The 15895-nt window shown below is 40.7% G+C and carries 15 protein-coding genes; 13 read left to right on the forward strand and 2 right to left on the reverse strand.

All coding sequences use genetic code 11. From position 1 onward, the window contains the following. Positions 1 to 109: 109 nt before the first annotated feature. Entirely contained in the window at positions 110 to 529 is a 420-nt protein-coding gene (locus tag M1D84_RS09770; RefSeq protein ID WP_332284300.1) for a hypothetical protein, read from the forward strand. 255 nt (positions 530 to 784) lie between these two features. Here M1D84_RS09770 and M1D84_RS09775 read toward each other — a convergent pair whose 3' ends face one another. Continuing rightward, entirely contained in the window at positions 785 to 1249 is a 465-nt protein-coding gene (locus tag M1D84_RS09775; RefSeq protein ID WP_024425197.1) for a hypothetical protein, read from the reverse strand. 21 nt (positions 1250 to 1270) lie between these two features. Further along, the gene (locus M1D84_RS09780) at positions 1271 to 1750 is read right to left on the reverse strand and encodes a GyrI-like domain-containing protein (RefSeq protein WP_212051850.1); all 480 of its coding nucleotides are present in this window, start codon (positions 1748 to 1750) and stop codon (positions 1271 to 1273) included. A gap of 108 nt (positions 1751 to 1858) precedes the next feature. On the opposite strand from M1D84_RS09780, the gene M1D84_RS09785 reads away from it, so the two are divergent. The 12 genes from M1D84_RS09785 to M1D84_RS09840 all read left to right on the forward strand — a co-directional run bounded on the left by M1D84_RS09785 (position 1859) and on the right by M1D84_RS09840 (position 15788). Then, positions 1859 to 2827: a helix-turn-helix transcriptional regulator gene (locus M1D84_RS09785; protein WP_151039540.1), complete on the forward strand. Its 969-nt coding sequence runs from the start codon at positions 1859 to 1861 to the stop codon at positions 2825 to 2827. 277 nt (positions 2828 to 3104) lie between these two features. Continuing rightward, positions 3105 to 3545, forward strand: coding sequence for a rhs-associated protein (locus M1D84_RS09790; RefSeq protein WP_283860129.1), 441 nt, complete (start codon positions 3105 to 3107; stop codon positions 3543 to 3545). A gap of 293 nt (positions 3546 to 3838) precedes the next feature. Next, positions 3839 to 5875 carry a BglG family transcription antiterminator gene (locus M1D84_RS09795; protein WP_458106239.1) on the forward strand — a complete coding sequence of 679 codons (2037 nt, stop codon included), beginning with the start codon at positions 3839 to 3841 and terminating at the stop codon, positions 5873 to 5875. A 15-nt stretch (positions 5876 to 5890) separates the two neighbouring features. Beyond that, on the forward strand, positions 5891 to 6157 hold the full coding sequence (locus M1D84_RS09800) for a PTS sugar transporter subunit IIB (RefSeq protein WP_024425192.1): 267 nt from the start codon (positions 5891 to 5893) through the stop codon (positions 6155 to 6157). A 25-nt stretch (positions 6158 to 6182) separates the two neighbouring features. After that, positions 6183 to 7445 carry a PTS ascorbate transporter subunit IIC gene (locus M1D84_RS09805; RefSeq protein WP_044334557.1) on the forward strand — a complete coding sequence of 421 codons (1263 nt, stop codon included), beginning with the start codon at positions 6183 to 6185 and terminating at the stop codon, positions 7443 to 7445. Between the two features lie 17 nt (positions 7446 to 7462). Continuing rightward, entirely contained in the window at positions 7463 to 8155 is a 693-nt protein-coding gene (alsE, locus tag M1D84_RS09810; protein ID WP_024425190.1) for a D-allulose 6-phosphate 3-epimerase, read from the forward strand. A 185-nt stretch (positions 8156 to 8340) separates the two neighbouring features. Beyond that, complete coding sequence (locus M1D84_RS09815; RefSeq protein WP_342492907.1) at positions 8341 to 9381, forward strand: LacI family DNA-binding transcriptional regulator; 1041 nt, start codon at positions 8341 to 8343, stop codon at positions 9379 to 9381. A 219-nt stretch (positions 9382 to 9600) separates the two neighbouring features. Continuing rightward, a complete protein-coding gene (locus M1D84_RS09820) occupies positions 9601 to 10857 on the forward strand; it encodes an ABC transporter substrate-binding protein (RefSeq protein WP_342492906.1) in 1257 nt (418 codons plus the stop codon). Between the two features lie 30 nt (positions 10858 to 10887). Continuing rightward, positions 10888 to 11820 (forward strand): carbohydrate ABC transporter permease, encoded by a 933-nt coding sequence (locus M1D84_RS09825; RefSeq protein ID WP_342492905.1) that lies wholly within the window; start codon positions 10888 to 10890, stop codon positions 11818 to 11820. After that, positions 11820 to 12650, forward strand: coding sequence for a carbohydrate ABC transporter permease (locus tag M1D84_RS09830; RefSeq protein WP_073205821.1), 831 nt, complete (start codon positions 11820 to 11822; stop codon positions 12648 to 12650). Before M1D84_RS09825 ends, M1D84_RS09830 begins: the two co-directional genes overlap by 1 nt. Positions 12651 to 12681: 31 nt before the next feature. After that, positions 12682 to 14013, forward strand: coding sequence for an alpha-glucosidase/alpha-galactosidase (melA, locus tag M1D84_RS09835; protein ID WP_073205819.1), 1332 nt, complete (start codon positions 12682 to 12684; stop codon positions 14011 to 14013). 314 nt (positions 14014 to 14327) lie between these two features. Continuing rightward, complete coding sequence (locus M1D84_RS09840; RefSeq protein WP_073205816.1) at positions 14328 to 15788, forward strand: CoA-acylating methylmalonate-semialdehyde dehydrogenase; 1461 nt, start codon at positions 14328 to 14330, stop codon at positions 15786 to 15788. Positions 15789 to 15895 lie beyond the last annotated feature (107 nt).

Genomic DNA, 15895 nt, shown 5'->3' on the forward strand with positions numbered 1-15895 from the left:
AAATTAACATCGCTAGTTTCTTCAGTTTTACTCGTTTTTGATCAATTTTTGAGGCTGTAGGTACTCGAGAATGTGTTCTCAGAGTAATTACATAATTAGGGGATTCAATATGTTTAGAGAATTAGATATTCTTTTATCTGCTGATACAACAGTAGATTCATGGTATGATGACGGGTGTTTGATTGCTAGTGAGATACTCTCTGATTTTAGCCTAAATGACTGGGAAGAACTATCAAATCAGGTGCTTAATAAACCAATAGAGTGGCAGCGTAAAATTGCTTATTGCCTGGATAATGAGTGCAATGAATATGAGCTAAATATTTTAATAGATTTGTTGAATACTAATGATAACGAATTATTTGAGATTTGTATTGATACATTGAGAAGCTTCCCAATTGAAGAAGGCAAGAAATTGATATTGAAGCATCCTCAAATTTTAAAACGTGTAAATCATGTAATGGCTACTACTACGAATTCACCAGTAAAAGTAGTTCTTCAAGACTTTCTTTCAAAAATGAATTCAAATTAGTTCGTTTTAATGAGATTACGCAAAAAAAACTTGATTGGCTTAATGCCTTTCAAGTCTTTTTGTGTTATTGGACTTCAAATTAAAAAAAACGACCAAAAGGGGATCGGGACCTCATCGTATAACTTCTTCATAAGAAAATGAAATTGGTACAATAAACAGAAAAACATCCTCTAATAATGCATAGAGAATGCTGCTCTGTTTAGAAGAGGGAAATAATTTTTATTTATTTGTTTCATCAGATTCACAAATTCGGGTTCAATATTCCCCTTTAATTTTAAAAAATGACCCACGAATCGTTCCAGCAAGTTTAGACTTCTGCCTAGCAAATTTAAATTTCCCTTCTAATTCCTTTGGTACTTCCATACCTTCAGAAAGCTTAAAACCAACAGCACGTTTTTTCGGGTCATCCACTGTATACAGGACGTTAATTGCAAGACCATCCTCATAAAAGACGTAAGTCCATTTGATATTTTCCACTTGAAAACTTGCCGTTTCTAAAGGTTTTGCTGCAAACTCTAGTTCACGTTCTTCTTTTAACACTCGGTTCACATAATCAAGGGTATCCTGACTTTCGCTGGCAGGTAATACTGTAAATTCATGCTTATATTTGTTCATAAAGTAACGAGCCTCATTAGCACGTAAGCCAGCAAGTGCTTCTGCTACAGGTGAAGACTCTAAACCAATCGTAGACACATTTTTAAAATCAACGATATAGGCCATTTCTATCCCTCCATATCCTTCTTATTTTCGTACAACAGGAATCCACATCTCACCAAGTAATAAGTCGTTTTGCTGCCCCATCTCTACCACTGCATTTGGTCCACCAACATAAGCGAAATTCTTTGCTTCAGGCAAGACTTGACCAAATGCAATACCAGTAAGCGTTTGATGCAATTCATCAGCGGTTTTAGCTTCCCCTTTAACGATTAGATATTCCCCTTTAGGAAATTGAATCACTCTGTCCGCTTCTGGTAACGATTCCTCTGTCATGACCCCGACATAATGCATCAGCTTGTTATTTACCGCTTCGTTTACGATAAAAATATAGTCATTTGAGGCAATGGCTTTTAAGGTGTCAAGCTTACCTTCTTGTGTGACTGCTTGCCAAAAGTCTGCTTTTTCCTTCGTGATGCCCGCATAGTCTGTGTAATGACTCTTAAGTTCAGTTCCAATACCTAACACGTGAAAGCTGTCTTTTTGTTCTAGTATATAATCTGCCATATTCAACACTTCCTTTTGAAAAATTGATCAAATGTTTTTTCTTTTCACTTGATAAATATATAATAGGCTTAAACCATGTCAAAAAATGATACTGTTTAGGGGGATCAGATGAAAAAAGTTGAACGGATTAATACCATCATGCGGTATATTAACAACCGCGCCAACTTTACAATTTCTGAAATCATGAGAGAATTTCATATCTCTCGTTCGACAGCAATTAGAGACATTAGAGAAATTGAAGTTATGGGGATGCCGCTTGTCGCAGAAGTCGGAAGGGACGGAGGATATTTTGTGATGAACAACTCTGTCCTGCCAACTGTTCGTTTTACCGATAATGAGATTAAAGCTCTTTTTATTGCCTTTATGGCCACGAGAAACCAACAACTCCCTTATTTAAAGAGTCGCCAGTCTTTAGCTGAAAAATTACTAGGACTCATCTCAGAAACCCAGCAAGATGACCTTGTTCTGTTAAATCGCCTCTTGCTATTTGAAGGGACTAATCCGAATAATCCTGATCTGCTTGATTTGACAGATCTCCCTCATCCCATGTTAGAAAAATTAATCCAACTGCTTATTTTGGATCGATATTTACTGATAACCATGAGAGAGGAGAAAGTGATAAAGTCCTATCCTATTTACCTCTTGAACCTTTATCGTGAAAAAAGCCTTTGGCTGATTGAAGGCTTTGATTTAAAGGAAGAGAAGAAACGGATTTTGCCTGTCGACAACCTCACAGATGTTGAACCATGCTCTACAAATAATCGATTAAGCAGGAAAAAGATTTTAGAAAAACTAAGTAAGCAGGAGGAAGTAATCAACCTTGTCCTTGAACTTGGTCCAAAGGCAATTGCACAGTTCAAAAAATACCATCCTTTCAAAATGTCAATTTCTTATACGAATCCTTACCAAACTACAGCCATTTTAAAGACTTTTATCGATGTTAATCATTCAGAAGAAATAACGGAAATGACAAATTGGCTACTTTTCCTAGGCGATGATATTAAGGTCCGGGAAATGCCTGTAGAAATCTTGGAAAGTTTACAAGAGAGACTACTCCTATATTGTCCATGTCCATAATCAATGCTGGTTAGACCTCATACTAGATACATGAACGTGAGTCGTATCAAAAAATTCTTGCTCCAAGTTTCGAACAAAATCTCAATGAACCACCAATCTTATTTCCATCTTCTTTAGATCTCAGCTGTTGAAGAAAGATAAATATGCTTTGTCAGAGACGGATCAGCAAGCTTCAATGGCATTGTACACTGAAATGATTGCAACAAAATGACAAAACAGCGATGCCTATGGATTTTGACAAGAAAGACATTAAAAAACATAAAAGGGGGTAATTTTATTGAATTCTTATGATGAAGATCTAATAAAAGATTTGGAATTAAAAGACCTTCTTAAATATGTCAAAGTACATAAAAATCCAAAAATTTATTTAGACTTAATAGAACAAAAATTTGATTTTGCTGGTTCAAAAATAGATTGGTTACAAACCAATAAACATTATAGTAAGAGCTCAAATCATGAATCGTTACTTTCTGATGCTCTTCTATTTATAACCGAATTAAAAGAAAAATATTTAGATAATAACTTACAAGTAATTTACATAGGGGATAACCTTACAGAGTTTGGGTACCAGTTTGAATTAAAACATTTAAAAGAGTTACTAGTCTATTTTTTAGATATCCCACAGCACCACTACTTTATATCCTTAGAAGGCGATTGGTGTATTTGTATTTCATTTGAAAACGATTTGGATTTCGGATTTAGTTTAAACAAAAAATAATTTTGAGCTTCACATATAAGAAAAATAAAAGATGATAAGAAATGAAAAAACCTTGACTGGCTCTATACCATTCTAGGTTTTTTGCGTTTATTGGTTCTCAAATTGTATACAAGCCTGAAAGCACACTCAAATGGTGTGTTTTTCTTATGAAAAGAGCACACAATCGCTGCACAGCACGTGCTGAAGACATTTGGGCTTCTTTGATGCATGTGAGTTGATTAGACTTATAACAAAGGGAAAGAAAGGAGGAATTCCAACTGTACTTAACCAAAAGGGGCACGACGTTACTATCTATGCTGCTTCATACGACATCTTATCTATCAATAGAAGATTTGCAGAATCGAATGAACGTTTCGACTCGAACCGTTTACGCTGAAATCAAGCGAATGAACAGCTGGCTGAAAACTCATCAGCTCAGTGGTGTGCAGCGAAAAGGCCAACTTGGCTATTATTTAAATCCTCATGAAAAAGAAATCATTATTCAAAAAGCTGATACCATTCTTGTTGGTCACGATTATGAACCATGTGTAAAGGAACGAAGGGCTATCTTGCTTTTAACCATTGCATGCAGCGAGTATTGCCTAAGAATAGATGATTTTATGAAGATGACAAAGGTGAGCCGAAATACATTACTCGAGGATATGAAACAGCTAAAAGAAGCGCTTTCAAAGCAGGAGATCACACTCCGCTATCAGGCAGCAAGCGGTTATGTCATTTCAGGAGACGAAAGGGCCATTCGATTGGCACTCAAACCTTATATACATTTCATTCGCACCATGATAAAAAACGAAAAAACGTTTCCGTCGTTTTGGTTAAAGGGACCTATTTCATCCAAACGGGTACACCATCTCCTCCAGCAGTCAGAACAAGAACTTAAGCTTGAATTTGCAGATGAGATGCTGGATCAGCTCTCTTTGGATCTCTTTTTTTACTTCAAGCGGATGAAGCTAGGGCATGCCGTACACATTTCAAACGAAGAAAAGCGAACATTGCAGGAAACAGAGGAATGCTTGGCGGCTATTCGTTTCATGGCGCAGATTCAAAAAGAGGCAAGTCTCATTGTTCATGATGATGAGATCTATTTTCTTAGCACCTTATGGCTCAGTGCCAAAAAACAAAAACTTCCATCAATTAAAAAACCAGAAGAACATCTCATTCGCACCATCGCCAGACAAATGATCTTTGACTTTCAGCGATATGCTTGTATTTCCTTTCAAGAACCTAAAGCATTGGAGCAAAACTTAACAATGCATTTAATTCCAGCCTATTACAGGCTCATCTATCACATTGGTATGATCAACGAACTGACGGATTCTATAAAAAAAGCACAGCCAGAAGTGTTTGAAATCACTCAAAAAGTTGCATGTCATTTAGAAAAGGCGGCCTGTTCAAAGTTGAGTGACCATGAAATTGCATATCTCGCCATGCATTTTGGCAGCTGGATGAGAAGAGAAGGAATTTCATCCATTGTCAGACGTTCTGTATACATTGTCTGCGGAGAAGGAATCGGCACAAGTAACATGCTGAAAACTCAGCTTCTCGAATTAATCGGCTACATTGAAGTACGCGGACTGTTATCAAAGCGTGCATATGAAGAATTAGCAGCAGTTGATGTAGATTTCGTTGTGTCCACAACACCTATTTCGTTTAAAGGAAAACCAGTTCATCTCGTTCATCCTATTTTAACTGCCTATGAGAAAAAAACATTACTTCAATACGGGAAAGGCTCCGAAGCGAAGATTGACGAGAAGCATGTAAACGCTTTATTCAACATCATTCAGCAGCATACCATTGTACAAAATAAACAAGCACTGCTTCATGACATTCGGGAGCTGCTACATCCCACATATGTATCCTATCAGAAAGGGTGGAACCCAGTGTTAAATGATTTATTAACAGAACAAACCATCAAGCTCCACCAAACAGCAGACACATGGCAAGAGGCGATTACAAAAGCGGCGCAGCCTTTACTTGATCAAAATGCTATTAAACCAAGTTATGTAGAAGCCATGATACAGTCTGTTCATCAAAATGGTCCTTATATTGTCATTGCACCACAAGTGGCCATTCCACATGCAAGGCCCGAGGATGGCGTGAACAAATTGAGCATGACGCTCATGTCATTCAAACAGCCCATTTCGTTTTCAAAGGATGGAAAAAAGCAGGTGCGGCTCGTCATTGTGTTAGCCGCTATTGACAGCATGAGCCACTTGAAAGCACTCAAACAGCTGACCATGCTGTTAAGTGAAGAGAAACGCACGAAACAATTGATTGAAGCAGAAGATTTAGCATCGGTTCAAAAGCTAATTGATCAATTTTCACAAGTATAAAGGGGGAGTAAGAAAATGAAAAAAATTCTTGTTGTATGTGGAAACGGGTTAGGAAGCAGCTTTATTGTAGAAATGAATGTCAAAAAAGCATTAGAAGAATTAGGTCTTAAAGCTGAAGTGGATCATACCGATCTCAGTACAAGTAAAAATGAACAAGCAGACCTTTATATCGGAGCTGCTGATATTATTGACCAGCTGAATGACGGCACAAGAAATGTGGCTGGCTTAAACAATTTGTTAGATCAGGAAGCCATTAAAGACGTCCTTCGTCAACACATTTAAGTCATGAAAAAGGGGGATTCACATCATGATAGAACTAATCATGAACGATATATTGGGCACACCTGCCATTCTCATCGGTTTGTTTGCACTAGCCGGTTTACTTTTGCAGAAAAAATCAGCTGCAGACACTGTGTCAGGCACCTTGAAAACAACCATGGGTTTCTTAATATTAGGGGCGGGCGCTACAGTCGTCTCTGATTCACTTGGGGTTTTTCGAAAGATGTTCGAAGCAGCCTTTCACATTCAAGGGGTTGTCCCAAATACAGATGCTATGGCCGCCATTGCTCAAAAGGAATTCGGTACACAGACAGCACTTATCATGATTTTTGGTATGCTGGTCAATTTGTTACTTGCAAGATTTACACCTTTTAAATATGTCTTTTTGACTGGTCATCATACGTTGTATATGGCGGCGATGCTCGCCGTCGTTCTTTCGACAGCCGGCATGCACGGGTGGCTGCTCATCTCCACTGGCTCCATGATATTAGGTGCAGCTATGGTCATTGCACCCGCAATACTTCAACCGTTTACGAGGAAAGTCACCGGAAGCAATGATCTCGCGCTCGGACACTTCAGTACTTTCGGTTATTTTACTGCGGGAATGATCGGCAAATGGGTTGGATCTCCTGAAAAATCAACGGAAACCATTCAAGTCCCTAAATCACTCGGTTTTCTAAGAGATACATCTGTTGCCATTTCGATTACGATGGCTTTGCTGTTCTTTGCGATTGCACCGTTTGCAGGAATTCCTTTTATTGAAAAAATTAGCGGGGGCACGAACTTCGCTGTCTTCATTCTCATTCAGGCGATTACGTTTGCTGCTGGTGTGTACATTATTTTAGCAGGGGTACGGATGGCCATTGGCGAGATCGTGCCTGCGTTTAAAGGGATTGCCGATCGATTCGTGAAGGGGGCAAAGCCGGCACTTGATGCGCCAACCGTTTTTCCATTTGCGCCAAATGCGGTCATTATCGGTTTTTTATGCAGCTTTGCAGGAGGCATCGTATCCATTTTTCTTTTACCTTTGTTTGGTTTAACTGTCATTGTCCCTGGACTTGTCCCGCACTTTTTTTGCGGTGCTACAGCAGGGGTGTATGGCAATGCAACAGGAGGGGTTAGAGGTGCTGTCGCTGGGGCCTTTGTAAATGGATTGCTTCTTTCCTTTTTACCTGCCTGTTTATTACCTGTGTTAGGAGCCCTTGGCTTTGAAGGGACGACGTTTGGAGATACAGACTTTGGTATCATCGGAATCTTGATTGGATTGATTAAGTTTTTATTTCAGCTGTAAAAAGGAGGAGCCTGAGAATGACAGCCGTTTTTTCACCTTCACTGATGTGCATGGATCTAACGCACTTCCGTGAACAAATTCATCTTCTCAACACGAGAGCAGACCGGTACCATGTCGACGTGATGGATGGGCATTATGTGAAGAATATGACGTTATCACCCTTTTTCATTGAACAGCTTCGGAAACTGACAAATTTACCGATTGATGTTCATCTAATGGCCGAACATCCGCAGGAATTTTTAATCGATGCATGTATTGATGCAGGCGCAACGATGATTTGTTTACACCCAGAAGTCGTGCAAAAAGATGCCTTTCGAATCATCCGGCATATTCACCAAAGAAAATGTGATGTTGGCTTTGTTCTAAATCCCGCCACACCAGTTGCAGCATTAGATTCCTTTATTCATTTAATAGACAGGGTGACGATTATGACAATCGATCCAGGCTTTGCCGGACAGCCTTTTATTAAAGAAATGCTTCAAAAAATTAAACAGGTGAGAGATATCAAAAAACACGGAGGATACTCGTTTTCAATTGAAGTAGACGGCTCTTGTAATGAGAGCACGTTCCGGCTGCTTGCTGAGGCTGGAAATGAGATTTACATCATCGGCACCTCAGGTTTATTTGGACTTCATAAAGAACTCGACACTGCTTGGGAAAGAATGAAGCAAATATTTGCAAAAGAAACAGCCTCAATCGAATCACGTTAGTAAAAGAGAGGATGAAAACCATCCTCTTTTTTACGAAAATTTTACTAAAACACAATTCATTCACCAAAACTTACCCAAAAACAACATAAAAATCACAAATTCATAATTGAAAGCGCTTTATTTATGTGTTATCCTTCAAATATCTTTAGTAAATATTTAGTCAAATAACGATGAGGAGTTTGCCTATGACCACACTCAAAGATATTGCTCATGATGCAAAAGTATCCGTTTCCACTGTATCCCGTGTGTTAAATGGCGATCAAACGCTTGCTGTTTCACACGCAACAAGACAAAACATCCTCGACATTGCTAAGAAGTTAAACTATACCCCAGTGAGAGCAAGAAAAGCCGATCAAGCAGAAGAAAAAAGCCCATCTGAATCCCCAGTCATCGGTGTCGTTGTCGCTCAATCCATTGACGAAGAATTAAATGATCCCTTTTTTTCATCAATTCGAAAAGGAATTGAAAAAGAATATGCCAAACAAGGCTTGTCCACTCTCCATACCTTTCGCCTAAGAAGCATGGATAAAGGGGCGATACTAAAGGATATTGACGGTTTGATCGTCATTGGACGAATCAGCCCCGATACGGTTGAAAAAATGACAAATCGAATGGAACACATTGTTTTTATCAATCATTATGCAGATGAAGATTTGTATGATTGTGTACATGTGGATTTTGTCAGAGCGGCAGATCGCGCCATTCGCCATCTGCAATCTCTCGGCTATACACATCTAGGCTATATTGGCGGGAAAGAGCGGGAGCATTATTTCGAAGGTAATGCTGTGATTGAGGACGAAAGACAAACGACGTTTATAAAAAGAATGCAGGAGGCGGGAGCTCTTCATATGGAAGACATCCACATTGGTGAATACTCCATGCAAGAAGGCTATACGCTTATGCAGCAAGCGATCAAAAAGGGAAAACTGCCGCAAGCCTTTTTCATTGGAAGTGACTCGATGGCAATCGGCGCAATGCGCGCTCTGCATGAAGCCGGTCTACACGTACCTTCAGATGTATCCATTGTTGGGTTTAATGACATTGAAGCCGCGTCATTTTCAAGCCCGCCGCTTACGACCGTCAAAGTATATACAGAAGAAATGGGGGAAGTCGGGCTGAAGCTTTTGCTTGAGAGAATAAACGGAAGAAAACTTCCTCTAAAAGTCGTCGTGCCAACAACACTCATCGAGCGAGGCAGTACATGTCTCATCCATGAAAGGAGGTGAACCATCGATTTCAGCTAACAAAAAAAGAGACAAAAAAGCAGAAAGCAAGCTGCTTAGCATGATGGCCAGATCATGCTGAACACAAGGCAGCCTACCGATATGCTCTCTTATCTCTTTGAAAAGAATAGAATTCCAGTATAATGGACTTCCTTTGTTTCCGCAACTGCATGAATTCTATCGATTATCGTCTGAATTTTCAGTGATTAAAAGGAGGAAACCATGAATAAAAAAATCATGCTGCTGACTGCAGCCGTGTTCTTGACCATGATTTTGTCTGCTTGCGGTAATAACAGCTCATCTGAAGCAAATGGAAAGGTCACCTTGACGCTATTTTCAACGATGAGCAACAGCGGGGAAAGAAAAGCGTTTGAAGAAGTCATTCGCGAGTTTGAGAAGGAGCATCAACAGATTCGAATCGATGCTAATTTCCCAGGCAACAGCTATGAAGATATGATCCGCGTCAAAATGGGAGCAAACGATATGCCAGACCTGTTTGATACACATGGCTGGGCCAAACTGCGCTATAGCGAGTATGTGGCTGATTTAAAAGAGATGGATTGGGTCAAACAGCTTGATCCTTCACTCGACCAGATTTTAAAAGACCAAGATGGGAAAGTGTACGCTTATCCGCTGAATCAAGCAAAAGACGGGCTTAGCTTTAATGCCAATCTATTAAAGGAATATGGCATAGAAGTGCCTAGAACACTTGATGAATTAAAATCTGCTTTGCTGACAGTGAAAGAAAAGAGCAAAGGAGATGTTGTGCCGCTCTGGATACCAGGAGGAGATAACTCAAATATAGCCCAAGTCTTTGATGAGCTGGCGACGCCTTTATTAATTACCGATCAAAAGCATCAATACGGAAAGGAACTTGAAAACGGATCATTTGATTGGTCTCTCTATACACCGCTTGCACAATTCATGAAAGATCTGAAGGATGAAGACCTTTTAAACAAGGATGTCCTGACAGCGAAACTCTCTCAAGCGCCCGAACTCATGGCACAAAACAAAATCGCCTTCACTTTTGTCGGAGGATCCTTAGGACCTGAAGCAACAGAGCTGAATTCATCCATCAAAGTAGGCACGATGCCTGTTCCAGCCATTCATGAAGGAGATGAACAAAGCTGGATTGGCGGAGAACGTTTTACTGTTGCTGCTTGGAAAGACTCTAAGCATCTAAAAGAAGCAAAACAATTCATCGATTTTTTAGCAAAACCTGAAAACGCAAAAAAAATCGCAGAGGGCACATCCTCTGAAACAGCTCTAAAACAAGTGAAAGCGAAAAACTATTACTCTACATTTTACGATCAATACGAACAGGTAAAGATTGAACCGTATTTCGATCGAAAATACTTACCAAGCGGAATGTGGGCGGTCATGGCAACAACGGGTCAAGAATTATTAGCAGGCTCGATCACACCAGAACAGTTATCAAAGAAAATGGAAGAGGAATATAAGCGTCTGAAAAAACAATAGCTGATGGATGCTGAAACAGGAGTGAAGCCAATGAATGACATCACAAAAGCAAAGCAGCCAGCCGTATTCACCTCTTTACCAAAAGTAAAGAGGCAAAAACGCCAGAATTCATCACTTTGGTGGATGTACATGCCAGCTGTTCTCGTCGTCAGTACCTTTATCATTTATCCTTTTTTGAACGGCATTCAGCTTTCTTTTACGAATTGGAACGGTTTCTCACAAACTTATCAATGGATTGGTCTTGAGCAATATCAAAGGCTGCTTCAGGATCAAGCGACATGGCTTGTTGTCAAAAACACGCTTCTCTATGGAATTGGGAGCACCATCTTGCAAAATATCATCGGACTTGGATATGCTCTTTTATTAAATCAAAGCTTAAAGATGAAAGCCATCACAAGAACGGTCATCTATTTACCTGTCATGATCAGCCCGATTGCGATGGGCTATATTTGGTATTTTGTGTTTGCTTACCAAGGCGGTGCCTTAAATGATGTGGTGACGCTTTTTGGATTTGATCAAATAAATGCGCTCGGCAACCCAGAATTAAACACATGGATCATCGTGCTTGTCAACACATATCAATTCGTGGGGATTGCGATGATCATTTATTTAGCAGGACTTCAAAGTATTCCTAAGGATTATTATGAAGCGGCGCAATTAGACGGCGCATCGAGCTTCCAGCAATTCAGGCGGATTACATTGCCGCTGCTTATGCCGTCGATCACCATTAATGTTGTGCTGAATGTCATTGGCGGGCTCAAGCTCTTTGATGTCATTGTGGCACTCACGGGCGGCGGACCTGGAGATTCCTCGCAATCCATGTCGACCTTTATGTATGATCTGTATTTCAAACGTCAGGATGCAGGCTATGCAGCGACGCAAGGGGTGTTCATGGCAGTCATCATCCTTGTCATTAGTGTCGCAGCGCTGATTTATTTCAAACGAAAGGAGACCGAGGTGTGATGGATAACGCCTATAAACGCAAGAAAAGATGGTACTCCGTCCTCGCACTATTGATCACATTGCTGCACCTCATTCCATTTTATATTTTGGTGACGACATCATTAAAGGGGATAGGAGATTTTAGTTCAAAATGGCTGTTTCCAAAAGCGCTGCATCTTGAAAACTTCCGCACAGCATGGACAGAGGCTCAGCTTGGCCAGTCCTTTTTGAATACAGTGATCATTACGTTCAGTTCCGCTGTATTGCTCATTATCTTTGGATCTCTTGCAGCCTATCCGCTTGCAAGAAGGAACACAAAGCTGAATAAAGCAGTCTATGTTTTATTTATTGCCATTATGGTCATTCCACCGCTTACAGCCCTTGTCCCGCTCTATAAAATGGTCGTTCAAATCGGGATGATGAATACCTATCAAATGGCTATTTTAAATAATGTGGCTGCTTTTTTGCCGCTGACAATTTTCTTATACGCAGGCTTTATCCGGTCGACAATTCCAAAGGAGCTTGAAGAAGCTGCCCGTATTGATGGAGCAGGGACACTCAGAGTTTTTTTCACAGTCGTTTTTCCGCTTCTGAAGCCCATTACCGCTTCTGTATTAATCATTGCCTGCGTGTATATTTGGAACGACTATCAATTTGCTATCTTCTTTTTGCAAGATAAAGAGATGCATACACTCACAGTCGCCTTATCCCATTTTTTTGGTCAAAATCAGCATCAGCTTCAGCTCGTTGGGGCAGCTGCACTCATTGCGATGCTGCCAATGGTCACGATGTTTTTATTTTTGCAAAAATATTTTATCGCAGGGCTTTCACAAGGCTCTGTCAAAGGCTAGCCCAATATGGATGTAAAAAGGAGAGTCGTCTATGTCTAAAATTACATTTATCGGTGCAGGGAGTACCGTGTTTGCTAAAAATATATTAGGAGATTGTCTGTTTGTTCCCGCCCTTGCAGGCTTTGAATTTGCATTATATGATATCGACCACAACCGGCTGAAAGAATCAGAAACAATGCTGTCGCATTTAAAAGCAAATTACGGTGCAAACGTGACCATTCAGTCCTATCACAACCGCAAAGAAGCCTTAAAGGATGCAAAATATGTCATCAATGCCATCCAAGTTGGAGGCTATCGGCCAAGTACTGTCATTGATTTTGAAATACCTAAAAAATACGGATTAAGACAAACGATCGCGGATACGGTAGGAATCGGCGGCATCTTTCGCTCCCTTCGGACGATTCCTGTCATGCTAGACTTTGCAAAGGATATGGAAGACGTTTGTCCAAATGCTTTATTGTTAAATTACACGAATCCAATGGCCACACTGACAGGTGCGATGCTGCGCTATACTCAGATTCAAACGGTTGGTCTCTGTCATAGTGTGCAGGTGTGTACAAAGGACCTATTTGAATCTCTTGAAATGGAACATGAAGGCATTGAAGAAAAAATCGCCGGCATTAACCATATGGCTTGGTTATTAGAGGTGAAACGGGACGGAAAAGACTTGTATCCAGAAATCAAAAGACGAGCAAAAGAAAAGCAGCAATCGAGGCATCATGATATGGTTCGTTTTGAACTGATGGATAAATTCGGCTACTATGTCACAGAATCCTCAGAGCACAATGCCGAATACCATCCATATTTCGTCAAATCACGGTACCCAGAACTAATCGGTCAGTTTAACATTCCGCTCGATGAATACCCGAGACGCTGCGAGGAACAAATCAACAATTGGAATACAATGAAGCATAACCTTGTGGGAAACACACAGATCACACATACCCGCTCAAAAGAATATGGTTCCCGGATCATTGAAGCGATTGAAACGAACGTTCCTTTTAAATTTGGCGGAAATGTTCTGAACACTGGCGGGCTCATTGACAACCTGCCTGAAAAAGCCTGTGTAGAAGTACCGTGTGTGGCAGATCGAAGCGGCATCATGCCATGCTATGTCGGAGAAATACCTGAACAATTGGCAGGACTCAACCGAACGAATATCAGCTCACAGCTGATGACGATTGAAGCAGCGATCAGCGGTAAAAAAGAACACATTTATCAAGCAGCTCTACTGGATCCACACACAAGCGCTGAACTATCAATTGATGACACCATTAAATTATGTGATGAACTCATTGAAACACATGGAGAGATGCTGCCAAATTATATAGAACCAAATCAATATGCCGCATCAACCAAATAATATCAATGAACCAGCCTCTACCTGATGCACCGCGCATCAGGTTTTTCTTATGAAGCAAAAAGAGGATTGACTGAGGGTCATTTTCATATTATGATTTCTCTAAAGTTAACCAACAGTTAATCAAAAATACATCATTGATTTTTGGCGTTCTAGTGTCATATGTCACAAACAAACCAGATTATCACAACGTAAACCAAAACTGCCGTTTGATTTGACAAAGAGTGTATACAGATGAATGCCCGTTAGATGAGACAATGACGATACATACACACCCTTTAAGCATGACATTCTTTAACAAAGAGGAGAGAGGGAACATGACCAAAACAGATGTACAAATGTTGAAAAATTATATTGGCGGACAATGGATTGAGGCAGAAACAAGTCAAACAGAGGCAGTGTATAACCCAGCTACTGGCAAAATCATCGCGGAAGTGCCGCTTTCAACAAAAACGGATGTTGAACGTGCGGTACAAGCAGCACAGAAAGCGTTTACCACTTGGTCTAAAACTGCTGTTCCCCGCCGTGCACGCATTTTATTTAAATACCAGCAGTTACTCGTTGAGAACTGGGATGAGCTGGCTGAACTCGTAACGATCGAAAACGGAAAAAGTGTAACAGAGGCAAAAGGAGAAGTACAGCGCGGGATTGAATGTGTGGAATTTGCTGCGGGCGCACCGACGTTAATGATGGGAAAACAGCTGCCAGATATTGCGACTGGACTTGAATCAGGCATGTACCGCTATCCAATTGGCGTCATCGGCGGCATTACGCCATTTAACTTTCCAATGATGGTTCCATGCTGGATGTTCCCGCTTGCAATTGCCTGCGGAAATACGTTTGTTTTAAAACCTTCAGAACGAACACCTATTCTTGCAGCACGGTTAGCAGAACTGTTTGAAGAAGCGGGTCTTCCAAAAGGTGTTCTCAACATTGTCAATGGAGCTCATGATGTCGTCAACGGCCTGCTTGAACATCAAAAGGTCAAAGCCATATCATTTGTCGGCTCTCAGCCAGTCGCTGAATATGTCTATAAAAAAGGAACGGAGCATGGCAAACGTGTCCAAGCACTTGCAGGCGCAAAGAATCACTCCATTGTCCTCAAAGATGCGGATTTAGACGCAGCAACGAAACAAATCATTGGGGCTGCCTTTGGATCAGCGGGAGAGCGCTGCATGGCCGCAGCCGTTGTCGCAGTGGAAGAAGAAGTGGCTGATGAGTTGATTCAAAAATTAGTGGATGAATCAAACGAGCTCGTCATTGGAAACGGGATCAATGAAGACGTCTTTCTTGGTCCAGTCATTCGAAAGGAACATAAAGAACGAACGCTTCAATACATCCAGTCAGGGATTGAAGAAGGAGCAAGCCTTATTCGTGATGGCCGGCAAGACCACGAAACAAATGGAGAAGGGTATTTCGTCGGACCGACAATCTTTGATCATGTCACAAATCAAATGAAAATTTGGCAGGACGAGATTTTCGCCCCAGTCTTATCAATTGTCCGTGTTTCTTCATTAGCAGAAGCAATCGACCTGTCCAATCAATCAAAATTTGCGAATGGTGCCTGCCTGTATACGGACAGCGCATCAAGCATAAGAGAATTTCGCGAAAACATCGAAGCGGGAATGCTCGGTGTAAACATCGGTGTACCCGCACCAATGGCATTCTTCCCTTTTTCCGGCTGGAAGGATTCTTTCTACGGAGACTTGCATGCCAATGGAACAGACGGAGTGGAGTTTTACACAAGAAAGAAAATGGTCACCGCTCGTTATATGTAAGCTATATGCAATGAATCATAAGGAGAAAAAATGCAGTCCCATCATGGGAGACTGCATTTTTTGTTGTCTTCTAGTCAAAAAGTAAGGGTTTTCATCGTGATTCCAGC

Source organism: Bacillus sp. PK5-006, from assembly GCF_054161415.1.